The sequence below is a fragment of the Mucilaginibacter terrigena genome (assembly GCF_004168255.1).
Lineage (GTDB): Bacteria > Bacteroidota > Bacteroidia > Sphingobacteriales > Sphingobacteriaceae > Mucilaginibacter > Mucilaginibacter terrigena.
On sequence record NZ_SEWG01000001.1, the window covers coordinates 735,342 to 761,349 of the forward strand.

Annotated in this window: 23 protein-coding genes; 10 read left to right on the forward strand and 13 right to left on the reverse strand. The window is 44.8% G+C overall.

Features of this window, described 5'->3' with window-relative positions; genetic code table 11:
- Nucleotides 1-12: 12 nt before the first annotated feature.
- The 3 genes from htpG (at nucleotide 13) to EWM62_RS03165 (ending at nucleotide 2,972) form a co-directional block, all read left to right on the forward strand.
- Nucleotides 13-1,896 carry a molecular chaperone HtpG gene (gene htpG / locus EWM62_RS03155; protein ID WP_129875174.1) on the forward strand — a complete coding sequence of 628 codons (1,884 nt, stop codon included), beginning with the start codon at nucleotides 13-15 and terminating at the stop codon, nucleotides 1,894-1,896.
- A 262-nt stretch (nucleotides 1,897-2,158) separates the two neighbouring features.
- Nucleotides 2,159-2,674 (forward strand): DUF4251 domain-containing protein, encoded by a 516-nt coding sequence (locus tag EWM62_RS03160; RefSeq protein ID WP_129875175.1) that lies wholly within the window; start codon nucleotides 2,159-2,161, stop codon nucleotides 2,672-2,674.
- A gap of 31 nt (nucleotides 2,675-2,705) precedes the next feature.
- Entirely contained in the window at nucleotides 2,706-2,972 is a 267-nt protein-coding gene (locus EWM62_RS03165) for a hypothetical protein (RefSeq protein ID WP_129875176.1), read from the forward strand.
- A gap of 26 nt (nucleotides 2,973-2,998) precedes the next feature.
- Here the strand turns inward: EWM62_RS03165 and EWM62_RS03170 are convergent, their stop codons facing one another.
- From EWM62_RS03170 to EWM62_RS03230, 13 genes are all read right to left on the reverse strand, one after another.
- A complete protein-coding gene (locus EWM62_RS03170; protein ID WP_129875177.1) occupies nucleotides 2,999-3,928 on the reverse strand; it encodes a sugar phosphate isomerase/epimerase family protein in 930 nt (309 codons plus the stop codon).
- Between the two features lie 87 nt (nucleotides 3,929-4,015).
- The gene (locus EWM62_RS03175; RefSeq protein WP_129875178.1) at nucleotides 4,016-6,613 is read right to left on the reverse strand and encodes an MGH1-like glycoside hydrolase domain-containing protein; all 2,598 of its coding nucleotides are present in this window, start codon (nucleotides 6,611-6,613) and stop codon (nucleotides 4,016-4,018) included.
- Between the two features lie 4 nt (nucleotides 6,614-6,617).
- Nucleotides 6,618-7,688, reverse strand: coding sequence for a dipeptidase (locus EWM62_RS03180; RefSeq protein WP_129875179.1), 1,071 nt, complete (start codon nucleotides 7,686-7,688; stop codon nucleotides 6,618-6,620).
- 27 nt (nucleotides 7,689-7,715) lie between these two features.
- On the reverse strand, nucleotides 7,716-8,828 hold the full coding sequence (locus tag EWM62_RS03185) for a D-TA family PLP-dependent enzyme (RefSeq protein ID WP_129875180.1): 1,113 nt from the start codon (nucleotides 8,826-8,828) through the stop codon (nucleotides 7,716-7,718).
- Nucleotides 8,828-9,292, reverse strand: a complete 465-nt coding sequence (locus EWM62_RS03190) for a RidA family protein (protein ID WP_129875181.1) — start codon at nucleotides 9,290-9,292, stop codon at nucleotides 8,828-8,830. Before EWM62_RS03190 ends, EWM62_RS03185 begins: the two co-directional genes overlap by 1 nt.
- A 136-nt stretch (nucleotides 9,293-9,428) precedes the next feature.
- Entirely contained in the window at nucleotides 9,429-10,235 is an 807-nt protein-coding gene (locus EWM62_RS03195; protein WP_129875182.1) for a hypothetical protein, read from the reverse strand.
- Nucleotides 10,236-10,247: 12 nt separating this feature from the next.
- Nucleotides 10,248-11,801, reverse strand: a complete 1,554-nt coding sequence (locus EWM62_RS03200; protein ID WP_129875183.1) for a phosphatase PAP2 family protein — start codon at nucleotides 11,799-11,801, stop codon at nucleotides 10,248-10,250.
- A 9-nt stretch (nucleotides 11,802-11,810) separates the two neighbouring features.
- Nucleotides 11,811-12,752 (reverse strand): transporter, encoded by a 942-nt coding sequence (locus tag EWM62_RS03205; RefSeq protein WP_162499766.1) that lies wholly within the window; start codon nucleotides 12,750-12,752, stop codon nucleotides 11,811-11,813.
- Nucleotides 12,753-12,933: 181 nt separating this feature from the next.
- The gene (locus EWM62_RS03210; RefSeq protein WP_129875185.1) at nucleotides 12,934-13,488 is read right to left on the reverse strand and encodes a hypothetical protein; all 555 of its coding nucleotides are present in this window, start codon (nucleotides 13,486-13,488) and stop codon (nucleotides 12,934-12,936) included.
- Between the two features lie 103 nt (nucleotides 13,489-13,591).
- A complete protein-coding gene (locus tag EWM62_RS03215; RefSeq protein ID WP_129875186.1) occupies nucleotides 13,592-14,716 on the reverse strand; it encodes a glycoside hydrolase family 130 protein in 1,125 nt (374 codons plus the stop codon).
- 6 nt (nucleotides 14,717-14,722) lie between these two features.
- Nucleotides 14,723-15,412, reverse strand: coding sequence for a class I SAM-dependent methyltransferase (locus tag EWM62_RS03220; protein WP_129875187.1), 690 nt, complete (start codon nucleotides 15,410-15,412; stop codon nucleotides 14,723-14,725).
- 138 nt (nucleotides 15,413-15,550) lie between these two features.
- Entirely contained in the window at nucleotides 15,551-16,405 is an 855-nt protein-coding gene (locus EWM62_RS03225; protein ID WP_203234970.1) for an SDR family oxidoreductase, read from the reverse strand.
- Nucleotides 16,406-16,456: 51 nt separating this feature from the next.
- Nucleotides 16,457-17,620 (reverse strand): zinc-dependent alcohol dehydrogenase, encoded by a 1,164-nt coding sequence (locus EWM62_RS03230; protein WP_129875189.1) that lies wholly within the window; start codon nucleotides 17,618-17,620, stop codon nucleotides 16,457-16,459.
- A gap of 182 nt (nucleotides 17,621-17,802) precedes the next feature.
- Between EWM62_RS03230 and EWM62_RS03235 the strand changes: the two genes are divergently transcribed.
- The 7 genes from EWM62_RS03235 (at nucleotide 17,803) to smc (ending at nucleotide 25,940) form a co-directional block, all read left to right on the forward strand.
- Entirely contained in the window at nucleotides 17,803-18,642 is an 840-nt protein-coding gene (locus EWM62_RS03235; RefSeq protein WP_129875190.1) for an MBL fold metallo-hydrolase, read from the forward strand.
- 201 nt (nucleotides 18,643-18,843) lie between these two features.
- On the forward strand, nucleotides 18,844-19,704 hold the full coding sequence (locus EWM62_RS03240) for a sigma-70 family RNA polymerase sigma factor (protein WP_129875191.1): 861 nt from the start codon (nucleotides 18,844-18,846) through the stop codon (nucleotides 19,702-19,704).
- A 62-nt stretch (nucleotides 19,705-19,766) separates the two neighbouring features.
- Nucleotides 19,767-20,471, forward strand: coding sequence for a deoxyribonuclease V (gene nfi, locus EWM62_RS03245; protein WP_129875192.1), 705 nt, complete (start codon nucleotides 19,767-19,769; stop codon nucleotides 20,469-20,471).
- A 22-nt stretch (nucleotides 20,472-20,493) separates the two neighbouring features.
- A complete protein-coding gene (locus EWM62_RS03250) occupies nucleotides 20,494-20,805 on the forward strand; it encodes a hypothetical protein (RefSeq protein ID WP_129875193.1) in 312 nt (103 codons plus the stop codon).
- On the forward strand, nucleotides 20,787-21,449 hold the full coding sequence (locus EWM62_RS03255) for an ATP-binding cassette domain-containing protein (RefSeq protein ID WP_129875194.1): 663 nt from the start codon (nucleotides 20,787-20,789) through the stop codon (nucleotides 21,447-21,449). Before EWM62_RS03250 ends, EWM62_RS03255 begins: the two co-directional genes overlap by 19 nt.
- A 13-nt stretch (nucleotides 21,450-21,462) precedes the next feature.
- The gene (locus tag EWM62_RS03260; protein ID WP_129875195.1) at nucleotides 21,463-22,254 is read left to right on the forward strand and encodes a PhzF family phenazine biosynthesis protein; all 792 of its coding nucleotides are present in this window, start codon (nucleotides 21,463-21,465) and stop codon (nucleotides 22,252-22,254) included.
- A gap of 110 nt (nucleotides 22,255-22,364) precedes the next feature.
- Nucleotides 22,365-25,940: a chromosome segregation protein SMC gene (gene smc / locus EWM62_RS03265; RefSeq protein ID WP_129875196.1), complete on the forward strand. Its 3,576-nt coding sequence runs from the start codon at nucleotides 22,365-22,367 to the stop codon at nucleotides 25,938-25,940.
- Nucleotides 25,941-26,008 lie beyond the last annotated feature (68 nt).

Genomic DNA, 26,008 nt, shown 5'->3' on the forward strand with positions numbered 1-26,008 from the left:
AAAATATAGACAATGCAAGAAAAAGGCACCATCTCGATACACACCGAGAACATTTTTCCTATCATTAAAAAATTCTTATACTCTGATACCGAGATATTTCTGCGCGAGCTGGTATCTAACTCGGTTGATGCAACTCAAAAAATAAAACGCCTCGCATCATTAGGCCAATACAATGGCGACCTGGGCGAACTGCGCGTTGAAGTTGCTTTTGATGCAGACAAAAAGACCATCACCATATCTGATAACGGATTAGGTATGACGGCCGAAGAAATAAAAAAATACATTAACCAGATAGCATTTAGCGGCGCTACCGAGTTTATGGAGAAGTTTAAAGAAGCTAAAGACGCCAACGAGATCATCGGCCGCTTTGGTTTGGGCTTCTACTCAGCATTTATGGTTGCCGATAAGGTGGAGATAGAAACCTTAAGTTACCAGGATGGCGCTACGCCTGCCCATTGGGTTTGCGATGGCAGCACCGAGTTTGAAATTAGCGAAGGCAGCCTGGAAGAACGCGGCACCGAGATCACCCTGCACATAAATGCCGAATCTGAAGAGTTTTTAAACCAGCAGCGCTTGCAGCAGATCCTGGATAAGTATTGCAAGTTTTTACCTGTGCCTATTAAATTTGGTACCACCAATCAGGAGGAAGAGGATGGCGTTGACGAAGAAGGTAAACCTAAGTACAAGTCTGTTGAAGTTGATAATATCATCAACGATACCAACCCTATCTGGACAAAAGCGCCAAATGAGTTAAAGGACGAAGATTATCTGAAGTTTTATAAAGAACTTTATCCGTATAGTGAGGACCCGCTATTCTGGATCCACCTGAATGTTGATTATCCTTTTAACCTTACGGGTGTATTATATTTCCCTAAGCTGAAAAACGATTTTGAGATCACCCGTAATAAGATAAAACTATTCTCGCGCCAGGTATTTATTACCGACGAGGTGAAAGATATCGTCCCCGAGTTTTTAATGCTGCTGCACGGCGTTATCGATTCGCCGGATATCCCGCTGAACGTATCGCGAAGCTTTTTACAGGCCGATAGCAACGTTAAAAAGATAAACAGCTATATCACCAAAAAAGTAGCAGATAAACTTGCCGATCTGTTTAAAAACGACCGTAAAGGTTTTGAAGAAAAATGGAACGACATTGGCCTGTTTGTGAAATACGGTATGGTGAGCGAAGACAAGTTTTATGATAAGGCGAAAGATTTTGTTTTGGTAACCAATACCGCCAAAGAGAATTTCACACTAAACGAATACAAAGACAAAGTTGAAGCCGTACAAACCGATAAGGATGGCCAACTGGTTTACATTTATACCAACGATGCCGAAAAGCAGGACGCGTTCATCCAGTCGGCCAATAAAAAGGGTTACGATGTTTTGGTGATGAACTCGCCTATCGATAATCACTTCATTAGCCAGTTAGAGCAAAAATTAGATAAAACATCGCTTAAACGTGTTGATGCTGACGTTGCCGATAAACTGATAAAAAAAGACGACGCACTTGAACATGTGCTGACCGAAGAACAATCGACCAAAATAAAGGCGATATTTGATAAAGCCATAAACAAACCGGCTTACCGTGTTGAGTTGGAAAGCCTAAACCCCGAGGAGTTACCTGTAACGGTTACCATGGACGAGTTTATGCGTCGTATGAAAGATATGGCTGCTATGGGTGGCGGCATGGGCTTTTACGGCAACATGCCCGATAACTATAAGGTTATAGTTAACGGCAACCATAAACTGATAAGCCGAATTTTAGAAGGTGAAGATGAGGGTGTACAGGCGCAGCTTGCAAAACAGGCGTTTGACCTGGCCCTGTTATCCCAAGGCTTGCTAACAGGCGCCGAACTAACCGAGTTTGTTAACCGCAGCGTTAGCCTTATATAATAGGCAATCAAGTCCCTCATGGGGGAACAATATCTAAAGCCATTCGTAAACGGATGGCTTTTTTGTTTTATTTCGATTTGCTTATGGAAAACCGCCGGTTGCTGCATCTTGTAAATAAAACCCGAATATGAACATATACAAAACAAACAGTAAAGCGCCGCCGGTTGTACTATTTAAGGTTATAATTTGCTAATGCTATTAAACTTACAGCCCAATATCAAGTCTAACAAAAACAACGTTATATTTATATAAACTATTAAAAATGAAAACTTTAATCAAAATAATTTTAGCATGGGCGCTTGCCATTGTAATGGTAGCACCTGCTAACGCCCAAGATAAAAAAGCCATAAAAAAAGCTAAGAAGGCTGCCGAAGTAAAAGAACTTATTGATGCGCAAAATTACGTATTCAAGGCTACGTACATGTACCCTAATGGCGGGGGCCAGCGCTATTTAACAACAGATTATGATGTTACCGTGTCCCGCGATACAGTGGAGTCGTTCCTGCCCTATTTTGGTGTAGTTTACGCGGGTGCAGGCTATAACAGCAGCAGCGATAATGGAGTAAAATTTACGTCGACCAAGTTTAATTATACTGCCGATCTTCAAAAAAACGGGAGTTACCGGATAATTATTAAGCCTAACGATGTTACCGGCACCACCCAAATGTTCCTTGATATTTTCCCAAACGGTAATGCTAACCTATCGGTAATTAGCTTAAACCGTGAAAGGATCCGTTACGACGGCTACATCAAAGAACGACGCAAACCTAAAGCATAATTTGCAGTTATAGCATATAAACATAATTGTTATGCTTAAAATTAATATTCCACCCATCGGTTTTGAAGGGAGCATATTTGATAAATATAATTTACCATCGCCCCCAAACGGCACCGAAACAGAGGTAAACGGCGAAATGATATTGATGTTTGAGGATGAAGAGGAGGCTGTGGCTTATCTTGATGAACTGGAAGACTACTCAACCCGCTTAGATGCCAATGCACCCGAGAAACCGGTAATAAACACCCTGGTAAGCGCCATCAATAATGATGAATTTGTACAGTCATACTTACAGTAACCTGTACAAATTCTTTTTTAATATACTTATACGTTTAGGTTTTTATTGATGAACCCGATGCTGCTGTTTATACTTGCAAAGGCATCTTTAGGCATATCGTGCTCCACAAAAAAGCTGCGCATACCAGCTGTTGCCGCCGCCGCGAATATGGGTTTAAAGTCGATAGTACCGCTGCCAACAGGCAGGATATTTTCGCGGCTCGCGTCCAAATCTTTCACATGCCAAAGCGGGAAACGACCGGGGTTCTGTTTAAACATCTCCACCGGGTTTTTACCACCTTTTATAGCCCATGCCAGGTCAAGCTCCATTTTTACATGGTTATGGTCGGTTTCTGATAAAAGCAGATCGTAAGGCACTTTACCTCCTTCAAGCGCTTTAAATTCCATATCATGGTTGTGATAAGCAAATGTTAATCCTGCTTTGGTTGCAGCCTCGCCAGTTTTATTTAATACAGCGATCGATGCTTTCAGTTCGTCCATAGTACCGGTTGGGGTATTAGCGCATACCAGGTATTTTACACCACCTTCGGCAGCTTCATCTACCAGTTGCTGCATATTATCCTGCAGGTTATTCATAGGTGGTATCACCATAGGTTTACCATCGGGCATGGTTGGCATTTTGGCGCCTGCAGGCATTTTAAACGGGGCACCCAGCACATGGTGCGATTTCCACGACAAACCCAGATCGTTGGCCAAAGCTTTAAACTCTTTGGGTTTTAAGCCGTAATACCCCCCTTTTTTGCTGAAGGCAGATTCTATTTCGCCATAACCGGCCGCAGCTATTTTGGTTAATGTGCCTTTAACATCATCATCAATAATATTAAAAAAAGTAAATAACTGCACGCCTACCGGGCGTTTAATAATATTAAAATATGATGCTGCCTTACCCGATAAAACAACACTGCTTAGGGCAAGAGCCCCCGTGCTTTGTAAAAATTTGCGCCTGTTAAAATTCATGCTGATTAGTATTTATTACTTGGTAAGTAAATCTAAATCAAATAATTCGAACAAAGAAATTTATTGTGTCTATTTAACACATTAAGTTTAATGATACAGGCAATTAGCTATTATCCCCGTCCAGCCGGTTTGGTGGGCAGCGCCCAATCCTTTCCCGGTATCACCGTCAAAATATTCGTAGTACAGGATGTGGTCTTTAAAATTCGCGTCGGTTTGTACTTTTTCGTTCGTTCCGTTACTTGCCCTGCGGCCGTGCTCATCGGGCATAAAAAGATTTGAGATGCGCCGGTAGATCTCGTTGGCCACCTCTTTCAAGGTCATCATATTGCCCGATCCTGTAGGGCATTCAACCGTAAAACCGTCGCCATAGTACAAATAGTACTCGTTAAGGCTTTGGATAATAAGGTAATTAATGGGCACCCAGACCGGGCCGCGCCAGTTACTGTTGCCGCCAAACATATTGCCATCGCTTTCGGCAGGCAGGTACTTTATACTAAACAGCGTGCCGTTAATATCTGCGCTAAACGGGTGCTCAAGATGATATTTGGACAGTGAACGAATGCCGAAAGGGCTCAAAAACTCGTTCTCATCCAGCATATATTTTAGAATGGCTTTCATGCGGTGCCCGCGCAGCAGGCTTATCAAATGTTTGCCGTTATTACTTTTTTCGTCCCAGTGCGATACCAGTGCTGCAAGGTCGGGGCGGTTTGCTGTAAACCAATCCATACGCGCACGAAAGATGGGGTTATTGGTAATATCCGCGTCGTCCAATACTTCGGCGGCAAACAAAGGCACCAGGCCAACAATGCTGCGTACCTTCATCTTTTCTGCAGTGCCATCGGGCATACGCAACTGATCGTAAAAAAAGCCGTCCTGCTCATCCCAAAGGCCGCTAACCCCGCCTTCGCCCAGGCTGGCCATGGCCGCCGAGATATAAATAAAGTGCTCAAAAAATTTAGAGGCAATATCCGCGTAAGCCTTATTGGTTATGGCGAGTTCAGCGGCTATACGTAACAGATTAAGCGAATACATGGCCATCCAGCTGGTACCATCTACCTGCTCTAAATGGGCGCCATTGGCAAAGCGGGTGTTACGGTCAAAAACACCAATATTATCCATCCCTAAAAAGCCGCCCTCGAATATGTTGTTACCAACTTCGTCCTTGCGGTTTACCCACCAGGTAAAATTGAGCATCAGTTTATGAAAAATGCGTTCCAGGAAATAGGTATCCCCTTTGCCACCGTTCTCATTTTTATCCAGCTGATATATCTTCCAGGTTGCCATGGCATGCACGGGTGGGTTGGCATCATTAAAATCCCACTCATAAGCCGGCAGCTGGCCGTTGGGGTGCATATACCAATCGCGCACTAACAGGTTTAATTGCCTTTTTGCAAAACCCATATCAATTGCGGCCAGGGGGATACAATGGAAGGCCAGGTCCCAGGCGGCAAACCAGGGATATTCCCATTTATCAGGCATCGAAATAACATCCTTACCATTAAAATGCTGCCATTTGCTGTTACGATGCTGTTTCCGCTCGTTTGGCGGGGCGGGTTCTGCCGGGTCGCCGTTTAACCATTGGTGGATGTTGTAATAATAAAACTGCTTGTTCCAAAGCATGCCGGCATAAGCCTGGCGCTGGATCTGTGCTTTTACATCATTTTTATCATCGGGCCTAAGTGCTTTATAAAACTCGTCGGCTTGCTGCTGCCTCGATGCAAAAATCTTGTCAAATTCTCTAAATGTGTTTTCGGCCTTGTCAGACAGTCTTAACCTTATAATGGTACTTTCTCCCGCCGGGATGCTTATATCATAATTAAAGGCCGCCTTTGTGCCTGTATCGGCATGATTAACAGTATCGGCACCGTAAACAACATGGTCATTAATGCCATCCTTGTAATAGGATTTGTTGTCGCCTTGATTAGTAAAACGTTTGGTATTGGTTTGATTATCACAAAAAAGCATCTCAGCTTCACCTTCGGCCATTAAGCTAAGCCGTCCTAAATCTTTGTGATCAATAATGATAGTGTTTGCTCCCGCCGATAATTGCGGTTTGTAATTATCATAACCCCAGTCCCAGGTGTTACGAAACCATACGGTAGGCAGTACGTTTAAGCTCGCTGCCTCTTTGCCCCTGTTATAAATGGTGATCTTTATAAGAACATCATCCGCCGATTGCTTGGCGTATTCCACAAAAACATCAAAGTAATCATCGTTATCGAAGATGCCAGTATCTATTAGCTCGTATTCGGGCTGTGTGCGGTCGCGTTTTTTATTTTCGGCAACAAGGTGGTCGTAAGGAAATTGCTGCTGCGGGTATTTATACAGCATTTTCATGTACGAATGCGTGGGCGTATTATCCAGGTAATAATAAAGTTCCTTCACGTCCTCGCCATGGTTACCTTCGCCATTATTAAGACCAAAGTAGCGTTCCTTTAAAATAGGATCTTTCTTGTTCCACAGGGCCATCGCGAAGCATAACAATTGCTCGCGGTCGCAAATGCCGGCTATACCCTCTTCGCCCCATCGATAAGCCTTACTGCGGGCCATGTCGTGGGTAATGTAATTCCAGGCATCGCCATTGGCGCTGTAGTCTTCGCGTACGGTTCCCCACTGCCTGTCGCTTACGTATGGCCCCCACTTTTTCCAGCCTGTATCTTTTAACCTGTCCTGCTCTGCCCCCATCTATTTATTTCCACGCGTTTCGTAAAAAACGCAGCCAGTTACCGTGCATCATATTGTCAATATCCGCATCGGTATAACCCCGCTTTTTTAATAAAGCAGGTACTTTCTGCAAATCGGCGATGGTTTCCAGGTCATAAGGGCACTGTTCGCGCCCAAAAGCACCATCCAGATCAGTACCCATACCTACATGCAGGGCGTTGCCCGCTATCTGGCAAATATGGTCGATATGATCTACCATCACTTCCAGGTTACAATTCATTCCGCGCGGGGTCGACTGCCCCCTAACCCAATTGGGCACCATCATCCAGGCATCTAAGGCAGCGCCAATTACCGCGCCACGGTCAATAAGGGCTTTTATCATTTCATCGCTGTACTGGCGGTTATGGTTTACCAGCGCGCGGCAATTATTATGGCTTGCCCAAACATGCCCGTTAAAATTATCGAGGGCCTGCCAAAAGGCATCGTCGCAAAGATGGGTAGCATCAAGGATGATATTAAGGCGTTCCATTTCTTTCAATAGCTCGATACCTTTAGCGCCCATTTTACCGGTAGAATCGGTACCGTTTGCGTACCTTCCGGGCCCGTAATGTGCCGGGCCAAGGGCACGCAGGCCGTTTTGATACGCGCCTTCTAAAAAGCCTACGTCAACTATCGAATCGGCCCCTTCCAGACTTAAAATATAGCCTATGGCTTTGTCTGCATTGTCTTTCCCGTTGCACCACAAAGCTAAGTGCTCGCCAAGGCTCTGCAGGCTATTCACCTGGTTCATTTCCCCGGCATCTTCCATAGCTTTGTACCATGCCAGCTGTCCCTGCGTTTGCGCCCAGGCCTGCTGTGGCGAGTGCCAGCCGGGCAGCTTATTATCCGGTGCAACATAGCGGCCTATTTGGGTAGCCACCACCAAACCAATATTACCTTTCCGCAATTCGGGCAGGGATACAACGGCTTTGGCGCGGTCGGGCTTATCGGTTAAACCCTCTTCGCGCCGGTTAATTTCGGCAACCGGGCGGGTAAGGTCGCGGTTCCACTCCAACGCGTTCATGCTAAGGTCTAAGTGGGCATCTATAATAAACATCTTTTGTATGGTTAAATTGATGTATTGCTATATTGTTATCTTCCTGTCTCTCGCAATAGTTTTCCATTCACCGGTAACTAACTTATTTTCAACGGTTATAACGCGTTCATATAAAGCAACGGTTGGGCAAATGTGATATGGCAGGCCGTATAAAATATCACCTACTTTATATGGATGGTTTATGCCTGCATCAGCTACAAGGTGTTCTTCGCTTTGGCCGCTAAACTTTAGATCGGGCGCGTTTAAAAAACAGATACGCTTACTCAACTCGTTCTCTGCTGATACCGATTTATGGCCAACATCAATACAGATCTTCCCATCTTCCGGTAACGAGATTACCCTTCCAACAACAAGCGCCGCGGTTTGAAACTCCTGCTCGGAAAATGCCAGTTGATACCCCCTATCCCAATATGCAAATGTACCGGGGCTGCATTCTATGTTTTTACGCTTGGCGATGATGGGAAACGTTGGCGAACCACCTGCAATTACAATCGGTTCGGGATATCCTTTAGTTGTAATATCCGCGGCAAGTTTTAATACAGGGGCGATACTTTCGTCAGACCGTTGCTGCCTAACCCGGTAATCGCTATCGTGGATATGCCCGTCGTAAGCATGCAGGCCTGTAATAGCTATACCCGGTAACGATGCGCACCGTTCATATAAACCTAATGCTTCGTCAGGCGCAATACCCGTGCGGTTCATCCCAATATTTAAATCGATATAAACGGGTATGGCAATATTATTGCCAACAGCTTCGGCGGATATCGCGTTAGCGGTTTCAACATTATCAAACAGGCTCGAAAACTTAGTTTTTGAGTATGTCTTCACAAGTTGGACAAACCGCTTAAGCTTTGGCCCTGCAGGCTGGTAAGCCAGTAACACATCAGGCGCTTGTGCCACCCCCAGCATCTCGGCCTCGGCAATGGTGGCGCACTTAAATTTGGTGATACCTGCCTTTATCATCATCAGAGAAACGTCGATACTTTTATGCGTTTTTACATGGGGGCGCAGTCGCGATGCATCGTCTATCATCGTCTTCACCATGTCAATATTGGCTTTTACCCTGTCGGGATAAACCACTAAAGCCGGGGTGTCCAGCTCATCAACATTGCTTATGGTGTACCAGTCTGCCGCTGCCATTATACCAGTTCAAATAAGGCTTCTATCTCTACAGGGATATTATCTGGCAACGAGCCCATGCCTACCGCGCTGCGTACGCCTATGCCATTCTCTTCGCCCCAAACTTTGGCAAACAGTTCGCTGGCACCGTTGATGATATATGGGTGTTTTTCAAAGTCGGGCGTACAGTTAACCATGCCCAATACCTTTATAACACGCTTAACCCTATCCAGGCTGCCTAAATTTGCTTTAATGGTTGCCAGCATAGCTAAACCTACCTGCCTTGCGGCAAGTTTGCCGTCTTCCTGGTTAATGGTATCGCCAATTCGGCCGATGATCAAACTGCCATCGTCCTGCACGGTACCGTGGCCCGACAGGTACAGGTATTTACCATCAATTAAACAAGGTTTGTAAACGCCAAGTGGTTTTGGCGCGGGCGGCAGATTTAAGCCTAATTCTTTAAAATTTTGTTCAGCTGAGTTCATTTGGTAAATCTATTATTTAAAAATAAAAACCCGTGTTTATTAAACAAAAAAAGGCCGGGAACCACCCCGGCCTTTACTTACATAACCATTATATATTAAGCTTAAACAAACGTTAAAGCTTTTAAAAGCTACAGTGCTATAAGTTGTGCACTGCCTTTTTATCTGCACGAGAAGGCATGTTAAAACCTGGCGATACCTGTTTTATGGCAAACCACAACGCTATCAGGGTACCGTAGCTGCCACCGCGTTCAATCCACTCGAATACTTCGTAATGCGGGTACAACAACTCGCTTGAGATCTTCCAGATAATGAACAACAACAGGATACCACGCACCGGTTTAATTAGTACTACCAAAGCGGCCGCTACTTCAAAAACACCGATAAACTGCGCCACCTTTGCCGGGTGGGCAAAACCAATTGAAGCGTACTGGCTCAGCAACCCTTTCTTTTGAATAAGATTTAACCAGCCGTGGCCCATAAGCAACAGGCAACCAACTATTTTTAAACAAGTGAATACGTTTTTAATGGTTTTGGCGTCGACAATGGCGTTTGCATCTATCCGGGTAAATAACTGGCGGAAGCTTTTGATGCCACCCGACAGCATAAGCAAGGCAAGCGGTGCGCCAAAATTACCGGCACGTTCAATAAACTCGGCAAAAGGCTCGCCGGATGCCGGGCGCAGGAAGGCCGTAAGAGCGCCCCATATTACCAGCCATAATGCAATTGCACGTACAGGATAAACAAGCATTACCAAACCCATAGCTATATCGCAAACGCCAACCCATGGCATCAGCGCGTAAGCCGTATCGGTGCCAATGCCAAATACGGCAAAATAGTTGCACCACACCTGTTTTGTGATAATACCAAATGTACCGTGGCCAATAAAGCACATAGCTACGGCAATGCGTAAAACGTAGTGTATCTTTTGTTCTGTCCTAAGCATAACTCTCAAATCTTATTTTCCTGCACCGTCTGTTTTTGCCCTGTTTACAGCAAATTCTCCAACTTTTATACCGCTGGCCAAACCAGCGTCGCAATCGCTGCGGTAGTGGATACCACCGTAAAGCCTGGACATACCGGCCTCTTTAGCCATAGCCATAAACTGGGTTGCTTTTTCGGGCACCAGGTATCCTAAAACCGTAGCCGCCGAACCACTGAACGTAGAGTGGCCCGAAGTATACGACGGGAAGTTAGGGATACCTGTAAGTGTTTTTATATTAAACATGGTTTGTGTTGGGCGTGGGTTAAAGTAGTAATACTTGGCATCCCAGCATACGATAGCGGCATCCATCTGCGCCATATTTAATAACGCTAAGTTTCGCGCCCATCTTACTTCGCTGTAATTATGTTTTACAAATTCGTCGGCAGCTATGGTATTCCAGTGACCTGAAGGTGTGGGGGTGCCTACACCATCAGCCCAATAATTTACTATCCGCTCGTGCTCGCGGCTATGATCGTTACTCATGGCCAACACCTCATCAGCTTCTTTTTTAAACTCAGGCGAACTGGTTGAGTAGGGAGCCGGCGGGCGAATAGAAGGTATAGAAGCGTTGCTAAATAAAAACGGCTGTACCTTGGTGAACAAAGGCAGCATTGGCGGGCGTTTTGGCAATTCTAAACTTACCCATGGCACTTCGCCTTTGGCAGTAGCAGTTGTTTCAAACGATTTCCAAACCTCGGGGTTACCACCGGCAGTGCCTGCACCGTCTGTACGGGCGCGCGCTGCAAATACTGCTGCTACCTGTTTGCCTAAAGCTTCGCCCGCATCCATATCCGACCGTGTGTTTGCACCGGCCATAATGCGGTATAATTTTTCTTCGGCTACTTTCTTTTGGATAAAATCAAGGTCGCCAGGGAAAAGCAGTTTCATCAGGTCGGCAGTAACACCTGCAACAACAGCATCCTCGCTTGGGTAGGATGGCAATGTTGATTTGGGTACCAGCGCCTGTATGTTTACATCATTTATATAAGGGGCCGCGCGGTTAAACTGCTTTTTAAATTTCCAGGCCTGTACCAGGGCATCGTACTGTGCAGCGCTTACATAAGCATAAGCGCGGGCGGCGTATGGTGGGTTCGAGAATGGAAACAACGGGTAAGCCAGCGGGTTTGCAGCGCTTGGTGCCGGGTATGTACCATCCTGGTTTTGATACGGCGGTACGTTGTGCTTGGCAACCAATTCGCGCAAAATTTCGTTCCAGCGTAGTACCGAGCCTGCGCTCCAATATTTAATAATATCTTTTTGTTCGCTGGTAAGGTTACGCTGATAGCTTTTTATCTCGTTCAGGTCTGCAAGATAACCCGGTGCGGTAATTACATCAGGCGTAGCTACGGTAAATGTAGACGAGGCTGTTAATACCGGTGTCCAGGTATCAGCGTCAAGATCTAAATTTGACGGGGCCAGTGCAGGGTATTGCTGGTTGCGTTCCTGTATTTCCTTTTTGCATGATGAATTGAATACCGATAAGGCAATCATCATTACGGGTAATATATGGAGTATGTTTTTTTTCATGACTATTTCTTATTTTTCTGATTTATCCTTTTTAACCGAAAACACGTAATAAACACCACCAAAAAAGGATGTATTTTGCCCGTAGTTGCGGCCTTGTAATACATAGTTGCCACCGGCAGTAAGCTCAAGCCCTTCCAGTTTGCTAAAGCTATATTTAAACACAGCCCCAGCCGCCAAAGCATTCATTTTGTTGCTTATGAAAGGCATATTGTTTTTAGTGATATCAAAACCACTTGTCGAGGTCATTTTTGTTAAAACAGCTTCGGCATTAAACCTTAAGCTGCGGTAGCCCGAACTAACTAAAAAGTTGGTAACGTTTGGCATTGCTACCTGGTTGGTATAATGCATTTCGGTAGTGTAGTATGCGTCGCGGTCAATAGTAACATTGTCCTTGCGTACAAACTGACCGGCGCCGGCTATAAAAAAGCGGCCTACCTGGTAATTAACCAGGCCACGAAGCGCTATACTTTTGCTTTGCATACCCAACGAAAGCGGTAAAAAATCAGCCTCGTAATTATTTAGCGGGATGCTTCCTGATAAAATTGCGTGTACGCTAAAAAGGCCCGTGCCTATTTCCTGTTTTACAGCCATCCATTTTACAGCCAGGTTAATATCCTGTACACCGCGCTGCCCCCTAAGGGTACCTGCCGATGCATTTGATTTTATATAAGGGATCATAAACAACAAGTTTACCCGGTTGCTTAGGCCATAGTTACCGCCCACAGCATATATGTTGCTGCTAACGGTGCCTAAATTGGCATTATCACGTTTAAAGGTGCCTTCCCAGTAATGGTCCCAGCTGTTGTGGGTGTACACACCTGCGGCGCAGAAGTAATTTTTAGGTATCATTAATGCGTCTGTTTCGGTTTGGGCGCTAACTGTATTGGTAAAAGCGGCACAAACTAAAACAGCTAAACAATACCTGGTAATATATTGTAAAGAATGTTTCATATAGTTTTTTAAGTAATGGTTAAGTAATATGATAAGCATCAGCCGCTAAAAATCTCACAAATTAGTAGCTGATGCTCATATTTTTCATCTTAATTCAATTAAATAAACGGATAAGCACATCACGACAAGATGCGATACCTTTATTACAGGAATTAAGAAATAATAAGTTTGGATATATTAATCAACCGATGTGGTTAGGCGGCTTGCCCGGAGATTCGATATAAGGTTCTGTTAATTTAGAAGATATAGGATTTTCTCTTCTGTCGATAGAATCTGCGAAACTTAAAAAGATATAATTTACCGCAGGGTTATTGTACTCTGATGTAGCAGATTGTGTTTTCTTTATGGGTGCGTCCTGGCCTTTTTTGCTCAGGGGCACATCGCTAAAGTTTTTGGCGACGATGATGTTAGCATTGAACAGCTTGGTTTTAACACTATTGGCAACGCAAACCAGGAACATGGTATCCCGGGTCATTTTAACGCCTACATAATTATAAAAACCATCTTTTAACTGTATTTGCCCCTGTACGCGTTCGTAATCGGGCCAATCTGTTATTCCGGGGCTTTTTAAGGGTACTTTTATTTGTACAAGCTGTGTAGCATCAACCTTGTTTTCGTAGATCTGCTTTACTATCTGTACTTCGGATTGGTGTATGAAATATTGGAATACAAGGCTGTAACCACCTGTGTTAAACAGATGTATGCTGAGTAAGAATAAAGCAACAAACCTTTTCACCAATCGTAGTATTAGGGATAATACGGTTGTAAATATATGTTTTTATTTAATTATCACAAAAAAATTACAAAACTGTGCTATTTAATTAAAACAATTTTAAAAATTACTTTTTAGGATTGAAAATTGCAACCCCTACGCGCGAATCGGCGCATCCATAATATAAAAACCATTTGCTTTTAAAATACACAAGCCCTTCCATAAATACGGTACCAGCAGGATATTGTCCGCTTTTTTCAAACGCTTCCTGGGGCACAAAAAATGGCTTATCTAACCTGCTGAGGGGCTTAGTTGGGTCGATTGCCGAAAACATTACCTGCCCCCCGCAATACGAGTTGGCGGTATAATGCTTATCGCCGTAGCTGATGTTATTTTTTCCGTTATATAATAACAAAATTCCTTTTGGAGTGATAATAGCAGGTGGGCCACACTCGGTAAGGTCGCTATCAAAATAATTTTTTCGGGGCGATATTAGCGCTTTAAGACTGCCATCGGCATTAATTAGCGGTGCCCAATTGACCAGGTCTGTTGAGGTGGCTGCATAAACACCCGTTTCGCCCCAGTACATCCAGTACTTGCCGTTGATTTTTGCGATCACCTGCTTGCCACCGGTTAATTTTGTGATGATGGATGCCGATTTACTGGCGATATTGAAAAACTTGCCATTATATGCTTTGCGAAAGATAGGCCCGTGCTTTGTCCATTTCTTCAGGTCCTTTGAAGTGGCCACACCAAGGCGCGGCATATCATGGTTCCATTGGGTGTAAAACACCACATAAGTGCCATTGGCGGTCATGGCTATGCGCGGGTCTTCGCAGCCGCCCGTCCATTCAAATTCTTTCTGGCTGTCGTTATCGGGGTATAACACCGGCACCGGCGACCGCTTTACCGAGATACCATCACTGCTTTCGGCCAGGCCGAGCCTTGAGGTACGGCCCCCTATGCCTGTGCCTGATTTGTCCTCGGCACGGTATAGGATATAGATCTTACCATTTTTGATAGTTGCCGCCGGGTTAAAGGTATCGTTCGATTCCCAATCCATTTGCTTTTTGCGCATTGGGTCGTAAAACCGGGTGGTAGTATCCGGGCTGATGAGCGGATTAACATGCGCCGGCCGTATAAAAGGCCCAAATGCCCATGCCGGCAGTTTTTCGGTTTGTGCCGATACGGTGCCTGCCGATAAGATCAGCAGCGCGACTATCCTGATAATTTTGTAAACGTTTTTAATCATATATTTTTAATTAACCGGTGTTAACCTTGCCAGGTACTGATCGAACTCGTCTTCATACAAAAACTCCGTTGCCCAGCCTTCTTCGGTGGCAACAGCTTCTAACGTTTCCTGATCGATATAAAGCCACTTGAACCAATCGGTTTTTTGCCCCTTGTAAACATACTGATAGGATAATTCGCCGTAATATCCCTCTTCGGGCAAATCATCTTCGTATAAATATGTAATATCAGAAGAATCAAACAATAACCGGCCGCCCTCACTCAGCAGCGTTTTGGCATGTTGTAAAAATACACGTAATTGTTGGATAGTTCCGCATAGGCCTATCCCGTTCATCAATAGCAATAAAGTGTCGAATTTTTCTCCGTGGTAATTAAAAATATCACCGGTTACGGCCCGCTTTACCCCGCGCTGCAGCATAATGGTAACTGCCAGTTCTGATATATCCAGTGCGGTAACCTCGCAACCCAGTTCCTGCAGTATCAAGGCATGGCTGCCTGCCCCAGCTCCAATATCTAAAACCCGGTCGTAACACCTACTCAGGGCCTTATGTTCAAGGCCTGGCATCTCATCCTCTGTACGGAAAAATACTTCCAAAGGCATTTCTTCTTTATCACCATAAGTGTTGTTTATCCAAAGCTTATGTTTGCTTTCGCCTTTAAAATGATCAAACAGTGCCTGCCCTAAAATATCTTTCAACGGTTAATTGGTTTTTTTCAACCCAAAGAAAAGCATTGTAAGGTAAATCGTCAATCTTTTTTCTTCACAATGCTTAAGGTCGCCGGTGTGTTCGATATAGCTTTCTTTCACATTATCCATCAGATACGCTCATATGTTTTACCCGTTCACTACCTCGCCGCCGTTAACGTGGATCACTTGTCCGGTAATAAATGAGGCATCATCTGAAGCGAGGAATACATAAGCGGGACCAAGCTCTGATGGCTGCCCCGCGCGTTTCATGGCGGTTTCGCTGCCAAACTCCTTTATCTTTTCTTCATCAAAGGTGGATACGATGAGCGGTGTCCAGACCGGGCCGGGCGCAACAGCGTTAACCCTGATGTTCTTTTTAGTAAGGTTAGTTGCCAGCGATCGTGTAAAAGATGTAATAGCACCTTTTGTGGATGAATAATCTATCAAATTCGGCGACGACCGATAAGCTGTTACCGATGTGGTGTTGATGATACAGTCGCCTGCCTTTAAATATTCAAGGGCCTCGTTTGCAAAATGGAAATAAGCGTAAATATTGGTACGGAAGGTATCATCCAGCTGTTTCTCATCAATAGCTTTTGGATCTTTCTGCGGAAACTGCATCCCCGCATTGTTAACCAGTATATTAAGCTTACCCAATTGCTTTACAGTTTGCTCTACCGCTTTTTTACAAAAGGCGCTTTTTCTCACATCGCCTTTCAATAGCAGGCACTTACGCCCTTCAGCCTCTACAAGCCTTTGAGTTTCTTTAGCATCCACATCCTCGTCTAAATAAACAATGGCTACATCGGCTCCTTCGCGCGCATAATGCACCGCAACGGCCCGGCCAATGCCGCTATCGCCGCCGGTTATCAGTGCAACTTTGCCTAATAGTTTGCCGGCACCCTTGTAATCAGGTTTTATATACTGCGGCCGTGGGTCCATCTGGGCTTCTATGCCGGGCTGATGGTTTTGTTTTTTCGGTGTTTTTTGTGCTTTGCTCATAAGTATTATGTGTAAAGGCTACCACTTAAAAAGCGATAGCCAATAAATCATTTATTCCCAGGGTTTTAACACCACTTTAACGCAGTCGTCTTCTTTTTTATCAAACATCTCGTATCCCTTAGCTACTTGGCTAAGCGGTAAGGTGTGGCTGATGATATCATCCAGCACTACTTTTTCTTCTTTAACAAGGTCTATCAAATGGTCGATATAGTTTAATACCGGTGCCTGCCCCTGGCGTATGGTTAAACCTTTATCAAACATGCGGTGCATCGGGAAGTTATCGTAAGTGGAACCATACACACCCATAATGGTTACTGTACCGCTCCGGCGCACGGCCTTAAAGGCCATATCCAGTACTTTCATGCTACCTACTTCAAAGTTCACCAGTGCCTTGGCTTTATCAAGTATGGTGCGCTCGGGTTCAAAACCTACGGCATCAACGCACACATCGGCACCTCGTCCACCGGTCATTTCGCGGATGGCTGCTACCACATCAACCTCATCGGGGTTAAGTGTGTCAACCTTGTTAACGGCACGGGCTTTTTCTAAACGGTAGTTTAGCGGGTCGATAGCGATAACGCGGCTCGCGCCATTTATCCATGCTGCCTTTTGCGCCATTAAGCCTACCGGGCCGGAACCGAATATGGCAACAACTTCGCCGCCTTTCAATTGCGCCCAGTCGATAGCACTCCAACCAGTTGGGAAGATATCCGTCAGGAAAAGTACCTGCTCATCGGTCATATTTTCGGGCACTACACGCGGGCTGATATCGGCATAAGGCACCCTTACATACTCGGCCTGCCCGCCGCTATAACCGCCGTATAGGTCGGTATAGCCAAACAAGGCCGCACCTTTCTGGTCCATCATATCGCCATTGGGTCCATAATGCTTGTAATTGGAGTTTTCGCAGCTTGGCGATGCGCCGTGGTTACAAAAAAAGCAATGCCCGCAAGCTATTGGGAAAGGCACAACCACACGGTCGCCCTTTTTAAGGTTGGTAATGGCCGAGCCTACTTCTTCAACAATACCCATAAATTCGTGACCCATTACCATATCCGAAGTTTGCGGTACGCCGCCGCTAAGTATATGCAAATCAGATCCGCAAATTGCTGTTGATGTTACCTTAAGGATTACATCCCTCGGGTCTTCGATGCGCGGGTCATCAACGGTGTCGTAGCTAATGTCGCCTGGTTTGTGAAATACTGCTGCTTTCATGTTTGATTTTTTAGTCTTAGTTAGTTTGCAATTATAACACAGATTACGAAATTATAGTTTTAAGAAATAAAATATAGTTTATGATTATTTATTGCGCGAAATTTATGGAGAATCCGATCTATTGCCTTTGCAATTTTTCGCGCATGTATGGTTAATATTTAAAGAATTTCTACCTTCACATCATGAAGCTACATACTATTGATACCGGCTTTTTTAAACTGGATGGCGGGGCGATGTTTGGGGTTGTGCCCAAATCATTGTGGAACAAAACCAACCCGGCTGATGATAAAAACCTATGCACCTGGGCCATGCGCTGCTTGCTGATAGAGGATGGTAAACGCCTGATATTGGTTGATACCGGCATTGGTGATAAGCAGGACGAGAAATTTTTTAGCCATTATTACCTGCATGGCGATGCCACCATGGATAGCTCATTGGCGGCCAAAGGGTTTCACCGGGATGATATAACCGATGTATTTTTAACCCACCTTCATTTCGACCATGTGGGCGGTGCAGTTGTACGTAATAACGAACGGCTTTTGCCGGCCTTTAAAAACGCCACTTACTGGAGCAACCCGCAGCATTGGGACTGGGCGGTTAACCCTAACGACCGCGAAAAGGCTTCCTTCTTGAAAGAAAACATAATGCCTATACAGCAAAGCGGGCAGTTGAGGTTTATCGATGCCAAAGATGGTGTAAGTTTTAGCGATAACATCAGCATCCGGTTTGCCTACGGCCATACCGATGCCATGATGCTACCGCTGATAAATTACAAGGGCAAACAGGTTTTATATATGGCCGATCTGCTGCCATCTGTTGGCCATCTGCCCCTGCCCTATGTAATGGCTTATGACATGTTCCCGCTAAAAACCCTGACCGAGAGAAAAATTTACTGGACTGAGGCCGTAGAGAAGGAATACATCCTTTACCTGGAGCACGACCCCATAAACGAATGTTGCACCCTGCAGCAAACCGAAAAAGGCATCAGGGTTAAGGAGATATTCAGGTTAGATGAGGTATAATTTTTTAACGTTTAAGTAATTTTTTAGATAAACCTAATAAATTGGCCTGCAACAAATATTATTCCAAAAATAGCTTATCAAAATTTCTTTCATTTAATGGTAAAATACAGCCATAATTGGCTATAAAATATTATTTTTAGAAACAAATTTGTAGCTTTGCACGTTCAATTCTAAATTCAAGAATCGAGGTTAATAAAATAAATGAGACAACTCAAAATAACTCAATCCATTACCAACCGTGAGTCACAGTCCCTCGACAAATATCTTCACGAAATTGGTAAAGTTGACCTAATAACTGCCGAAGAAGAAGTAATCTTAGCACAGAAAATTAGAGAAGGCGATCAGGCTGCGTTAGAGCGCTTAACAAAAACGAACCTTCGTTTTGTGGTATCGGTAGCTAAGCAATATCAAAACCAGGGACTTACCCTTGGCGACCTTATAAACGAAGGTAACTTAGGCCTTATTAAGGCCGCAAAACGCTTTGACGAAACAAAGGGGTTCAAATTTATATCATACGCCGTTTGGTGGATCCGCCAGTCGATATTACAGGCCATTGCCGAGCAAAGCCGTATTGTGCGTTTACCTCTAAACCAGGTTGGGTCACTCAGCAAAATAAGTAAAGCATTTTCAAAGCTTGAGCAGGAGTACGAACGCGAGCCATCGCCCGAAGAACTTGCCGATATGCTGGAAACCACTGTAGATAAGATATCTGATACGCTGAGCAACAGCGGGCGCCATGTATCTATGGATGCGCCGTTTGTACAAGGCGAAGAGAACACACTGCTGGATGTATTGGAAAACCAGGAACCCAATACAGATTCTATCCTGATCAACGAGTCGCTGTCTGAAGAGATCAAACGGTCGTTATCTACCTTAACCGAGCGCGAGCGCGAGATCATTGTTCTGTTCTTCGGTTTGGGAAGCAACCACCCGCTATCGCTGGAAGAAATTGGCGAAAAGTTTAATTTAACCCGCGAGCGTGTTCGCCAGATAAAAGATAAAGCTTTACAACGGTTACGCCATACTTCGCGTAGCAAGATCTTGAAATCATACTTAGGATAACTATAGGTTAAAATATTAAGCCCCCGTTTAAACAAGCGGGGGCTTTTTTATGTTATAAACTTATGGATCCATCCGGCTACGAACACTTATCTCCTGCCGAAGCAATAGCTTACCAGGAAGAGTTACGCCATAAGATCAGTATCCACGAGCTTACCAAACCAATTAACACGATAGCCGGTGCAGATATTTCCTTTGATAGAAATTCGGACATACTTTACGCCGGAATAGTAGTTTTTAAATACCCCGAAATGACCGTAATTGCCACTTCGACAGCGATATCGCACACCGAGTTCCCATATATCTCGGGCCTGCTCGCTTTTCGCGAAGTGCCCGCATTATTTAATGCATGGAACAACCTTTATACAAAACCCGATGTACTGGTGCTTGATGGCCAGGGCATTGCTCATGAGCGGCGCATGGGCATAGCCACACATTTTGGCCTGTTAACCAATGTGCCAACCATAGGCAGCGCCAAAAGCAGGCTATATGGTAAATACCAGGAGCCCGCCGATAAAATATTTGCCGAAAGCCCTATGTATGATAAGGGTGAACTGATAGGCATAGCACTACGCAGCAAAGAAAACTGCAACCCTATTTACATATCGCCGGGGCATAATATTAATATGCAGCAAAGTGTTGATGTGATAAAAAAATGCATCCGCGGCTATCGCATACCCGAGCCTACAAGGCAGGCCCATTTCCTGGTAAACAAGATAAGGGTAGAGAACAGCGAAAAAAATAACCGGCAATACAATTTATTTGATTGATTTACGTATAGTATCCAATCAAATGCGACGCCTAACCACCCTCACCCTTCAATATTACCGGTCGTTGCTGCTTTACAATATCACCTTTACAATTCTTTGTGTTTTTTTAATTGGCCTGGGCGTAGGTACAAACCCGGCGGGTTTTTTCTTTTCAAAGCTCATAGGGTTTGCGGCGGCAGCAGGCTTGCATTACTTTTCATCAGCCAAAACATATTTTTACTATCGCAACGCGGGTTTAACTATCAGGCGTTTGTACGTTTACGCCTATTTAATTGATGTAGCTGTTTTCATCCTGTCAACCATCATATTTATAATATGCCGCCACTTATTTTAAAGGTTGATAGCGTTCAGCTGGCTTTTAACGATCGCAGAATACTACAGGATGTTCATCTTGAATGCAGGCAGGGCCAGGTAATTGGCTTATTAGGCAGGAACGGAAGCGGTAAATCATCATTATTAAGGATCATCTTCGGTACGTTGCAAGCCTCATACAAATATGTGAGTATTAACGGTGATTTTATTCACAAAGGGTATCAGAACAACCGGATAGCCTATTTGCCGCAGCATGGTTATTTACCTGATAATATTAAAATTAGCAAACTTGCAAAAATGCTTGTTGACGAATATTGTTGGGATGAGTTTAACGCCCTTGATATATACCGGCAGCACTCTCATAAAAAGCCGGGGCAATTATCGGGCGGTGAGTTAAGGCAGCTGGAAATGCTGATGATCATTCACAGCAGGGCCGGTTTTATTTTACTGGACGAGCCGTTTACGCATATCTCGCCTATCCAGGCCGATGAATTTAAACCCGTTATCCGCGCTTGTGCAAAACGCAAGGGCATTATCATTACCGATCATCAATACTATAATATATTGGAAGTAAGCGACAAAGTAATTTTATTGAATAACGGGGCCACAAAACATATTACCGATAACGATGAATTAATTACTTACGGTTATCTTAGCGGTAAATAAACAATAACCCGCAATGACTATCCCTATTTACCAGGCCGATGCTTTTACCGATAAACTGTTTGGCGGCAACCCCGCTGCTATTTGTCCGCTGGATGAATGGCTGCCCGACGAAACCATGCAGAAAATAGCGCTGGAGAACAACCTTGCCGAAACCGCTTTTTTTGTAAAAAACGAAACGGGCTACCTGCTGCGCTGGTTTACCCCCGAGCTGGAAATAGACCTTTGCGGCCATGCCACGCTGGCATCGGCACATATCTTATTTACCGAGTTGGGATACAACGCTGATACTATAAATTTTGATACCATTAAGGCCGGCACGCTGGTTGTTAAGCGCGATGGCGATAAATATTCGATGGATTTCCCCTCGCGCCCGCCATTTGCCGCGGATAAACCCGAAGGATTAATTGAAGCCCTTGGCGGTAAAAAACCAAAAGAGATCTTGCGCAGCCGAGATTATATGCTGGTTTATGATACCCAGGAAGATATACTTGATATGAAGCCCGATCACTTCGCTTTGGCTAAGATAGACAGTTTGGGAATTATAGTTACCGCGCCCGGTAAAGATGTTGATTTTGTATCGCGTTTTTTTGCCCCCTCGGCAGGTATCCCCGAAGACCCTGTTACGGGCTCGGCGCATTGCAACCTTATACCCTATTGGGCGGGCAAACTGGGTAAAAACATTTTGCATGCCTACCAGGTAAGTCCCCGCAAAGGCGAGCTTTGGTGTGAGTTAAAAGGCGACAGGGTGATAATGGCAGGTAAAGCGGTTACTTATCTTAAAGGTTCTATCGAGGTAAAAGGTTAAGCGTTAAAGGTAAAAGGCCTCGCTCTAAAACCTTTAACCTTTTACCTTTCAGCTTTCGCCTAAAATCATTATTTTCCGACCTCAATTTTATATAGAGCACAGCAGTATTAATGCAACTTACCAGGTTAGAAATCAAGGGCTTCAAAAGCTTTGGCGATAAGATCACCATTAATTTTAATGAGGGTGTTACCGCTATTGTAGGCCCTAATGGCTGCGGTAAAAGTAATGTTGTAGATGCAATACGCTGGGTGTTGGGCGAGCAAAGCACCCGTGCGCTTCGTTCCGAGAAGATGGACAACATCATTTTTAATGGCACCAAAAGCCGCAAGGCAGCCAACCTGGCCGAAGTATCGTTAACCTTTGATAACACCAAAAACGTACTCCCTACCGATTATTCGCAGGTTACACTTACGCGCAGGCTTTACCGTACCGGTGAAAGCGAATATCGCCTTAACGATGTACAGTGCCGCTTAAAGGATATTACCGACCTTTTTCTGGATACGGGTATTGGTTCGGATTCCTACGCCATCATCGAGTTGAAGATGATCGACGAGATCATCAACAACAAAGAAGGCTCGCGCCGTAATTTGTTTGAGGAAGCATCGGGGATCTCTAAATACAAGCTCCGTAAAAAGCAAACGTTCAGCAAGTTAAAAGATACCGAAGCCGATTTGGAACGTGTTGAGGACCTACTCTTTGAAATAGAAAAGAATTTAAAAACGCTGGAGAACCAGGCCAAAAAAACCGAGCGTTATTATAAGCTGCGCGACCAGTATAAAGCGCTAAGCATTTCGCTGGCGTCCTTCCGTATAGCCAATTTCAGTAGATCGCTTGCCGAAATTGAGGGCAAGGAACAGATCAGGCGCGAGGAAAAATCGGGCATTGCTACACAGATAGATAAACTGGAAGCCGCTTTACAACAGGATAAGTTAGATAGCCTGACAAAAGAAAAGAACCTTGCCGCACAGCAAAAAGCCAGCAACGAGTTTACGGCCAGGATCCGTGCGTATGAAAGCGAGAAACGGGTAAAGAACGAACAGTTAAAAAATCAGCAGGATAAAGAGGCCCGCTTAAAGGATGAGCTGGAACGCGATAACAACCAGTTCAAACACGTACAGTATAATATCAAGCGCCTTAACGAGGAAAAGCTACAGGAAGACGAAAACCTGCAAAGCATTACCTCCCGCGTAGCGGAACTGAAGGAAGCGGTTGATGAACTGCGTGCCCAACAGGCCGAAGCCCGTAACGAGCTTAACGAACTAAACAGCATAAACGGCCGCCTGCAAAACCAGGTTTACAAAGCCGAAAAAGATATCGATATCCTGAACATACAACAGCAGGCGCTTGAGCAGGAAAGCCAGCGCAACATGCAGGATACCACCAACAAGGAAGCCGAGCTTTCGCATTTCAACACGGTAGTTGCCGAACTGCAGGCCCGTGTAGAAACCCTTAAAAGCGAATACGACCAGGCTGTTGAGGCCGAAAACAAATTGCAGGAACAGGTTGCCGAAACCGAAACCGAACTAAAAACCATAACCGACAGCATTGCCGCCGACGGCCGTAAGCTGGATGCCAAACAAAACGAATATAACCTTACCAAAAGTTTGGTTGATAATTTGGAGGGCTTCCCCGAGAGTATCCGTTTCCTGAAAAAGAACACCAACTGGGCTAAAACAGTCACCCTGTTTAGCGATATTTTGTTTTGTAAGGAAGAATACCGCGTAGCGATAGAAAACTACCTGGAGCCCCTAATGAACCACTACGTGGTGAATACTTACGATGAGGCCATAGCGGCCATCAACCTGCTAAGCAATTCATCAAAAGGGCGGGCGCAGTTTTTTATATTGGATAATTACGAAGCCACCTCTAAATCTCCCCCGAAAGGGGAGACTTTATCTTCTGAAGCCCTCTCCTTCGGGGAAGGTTTGGGTGGGGCTCCTGCCCTATCTGTTGTGGAAGTTGAAGAGCGCTACAAGCCGCTTTGTAACCATCTGCTAAAAAACGTTTATTTAGTAAATGACGCAACAGAGAACGACATCAATGCCATACAATTACCGGATGGTGTAGTGTTGATAGGTAAAAGCGGCAAGTTCAATAAATCTAAACATACTATGGCCGGTGGCTCGGTTGGGTTGTTTGAGGGTAAGCGTATCGGCAGGGCTAAAAATTTGGATAACCTTTTAAAGGAAATTAAACAAGCCGAAAGCCGCATCCAAAATTTTAAGAATAAAAATGAGGAGCTGCAAAGCCGGTTGGCCGCATTAAAGGCATCCAACAAAAGCAACGAATTACGCCAGCAGCAGTATGAGCTAAACCAGGTTAATACCGAACTGATCACCGTTAAAACCAAGCAGGAACAATACCAGGCCTTTATTGAGAACAGCCTAAACCGCAAACAGGATATTGCCAACAAGGTTGCAGGCATTAAAAACGACATCATTACCCTTGGCCCGCAGCTGGTAGAACTAAAAGAGCAAAAGCAAGTTCAGGCCGAATTGCTGCTGGATAAGCAACAGGCCTTTAACGAACTGAACGAAATGGTTACGGTGCAATCTAACACCTACAACCAGGAGAACATCCGTTTCCACCAACAGCAAAATAAGGTATCGGGATTACTAAAAGATCTTGACTACCGCGAAACACAACTGGAACATCTGGATGTACGTATCCGCCAGAATAATATCGAGCTTGAAAAAGCAAAAGCCGCAATATTAGAAAACCTGCAGCAAACCGGCGACAGCGACGAGAGCCTGCTGGAAATGTACGAACAAAAGGAAGCCTTGGAGAAAGGCACTGCCGAAGCTGAGCAGGAATATTATGCATGGCGCGCAACCATTACCGAAAGCGAGAACGAGGTATCCAAACTCCGCCAGCGTAAAGACCAGACCGAGGCTTTAGAGAACGAACTGAAAGACGAGCGTAACAACCTTAAACTGGAATTGAACGCCCTTCGAGAACGCCTTTCTGTTGAGTTTAACGTAGACATAAACGACCTGCTGGAGATTGACAGCACCGAAACCGGCGATGAAGATGAGATCCGTGACAAAACGGAGAAACTGAAACGCCAACTGGATGATTTTGGCGCAATTAACCCTATGGCGGTTGAGGCCTATAACGAAATGAGCGAACGTCATACCTTTATCCAGGATCAGAAGAAGGACCTTGCCGAGGCTAAAGCATCGCTGCTGGCAACCATTAAGGAAATTGATGATACGGCTAAAGAAAAATTCATGTCGGCATTTACAATGGTGCGCGAGAATTTCATCAAGGTATTCCGTTCGCTGTTTAACGAGGAGGATTCCTGCGACCTGATATTGAGCAACCCTGAACAGCCGCTTGAATCGGAAATAGATATTATTGCAAGGCCTAAAGGGAAACGCCCGCTATCCATAAACCAGCTTTCGGGTGGCGAAAAAACGCTTACAGCCACGGCTATCCTGTTCTCGCTTTACCTGTTAAAGCCCGCTCCCTTCTGTATTTTTGATGAGGTGGATGCTCCGTTGGATGATACCAATATCGATAAATTCAATAATATTATCCGCAAGTTCTCTACCGAGTCGCAGTTCATTATTATATCGCATAATAAGCGCACCATCGCCTGTACAGATATTATTTATGGTGTTACTATGGTAGAGCAGGGAATATCACGGGTAGTGCCTGTAGACCTGCGCGAATTAGCTGATTAAATATCAAAACCTACTGCATAAAAAAGGCCCCGAATAAAATCGGGGCCTTTCGTTTTAATAACAAGCTA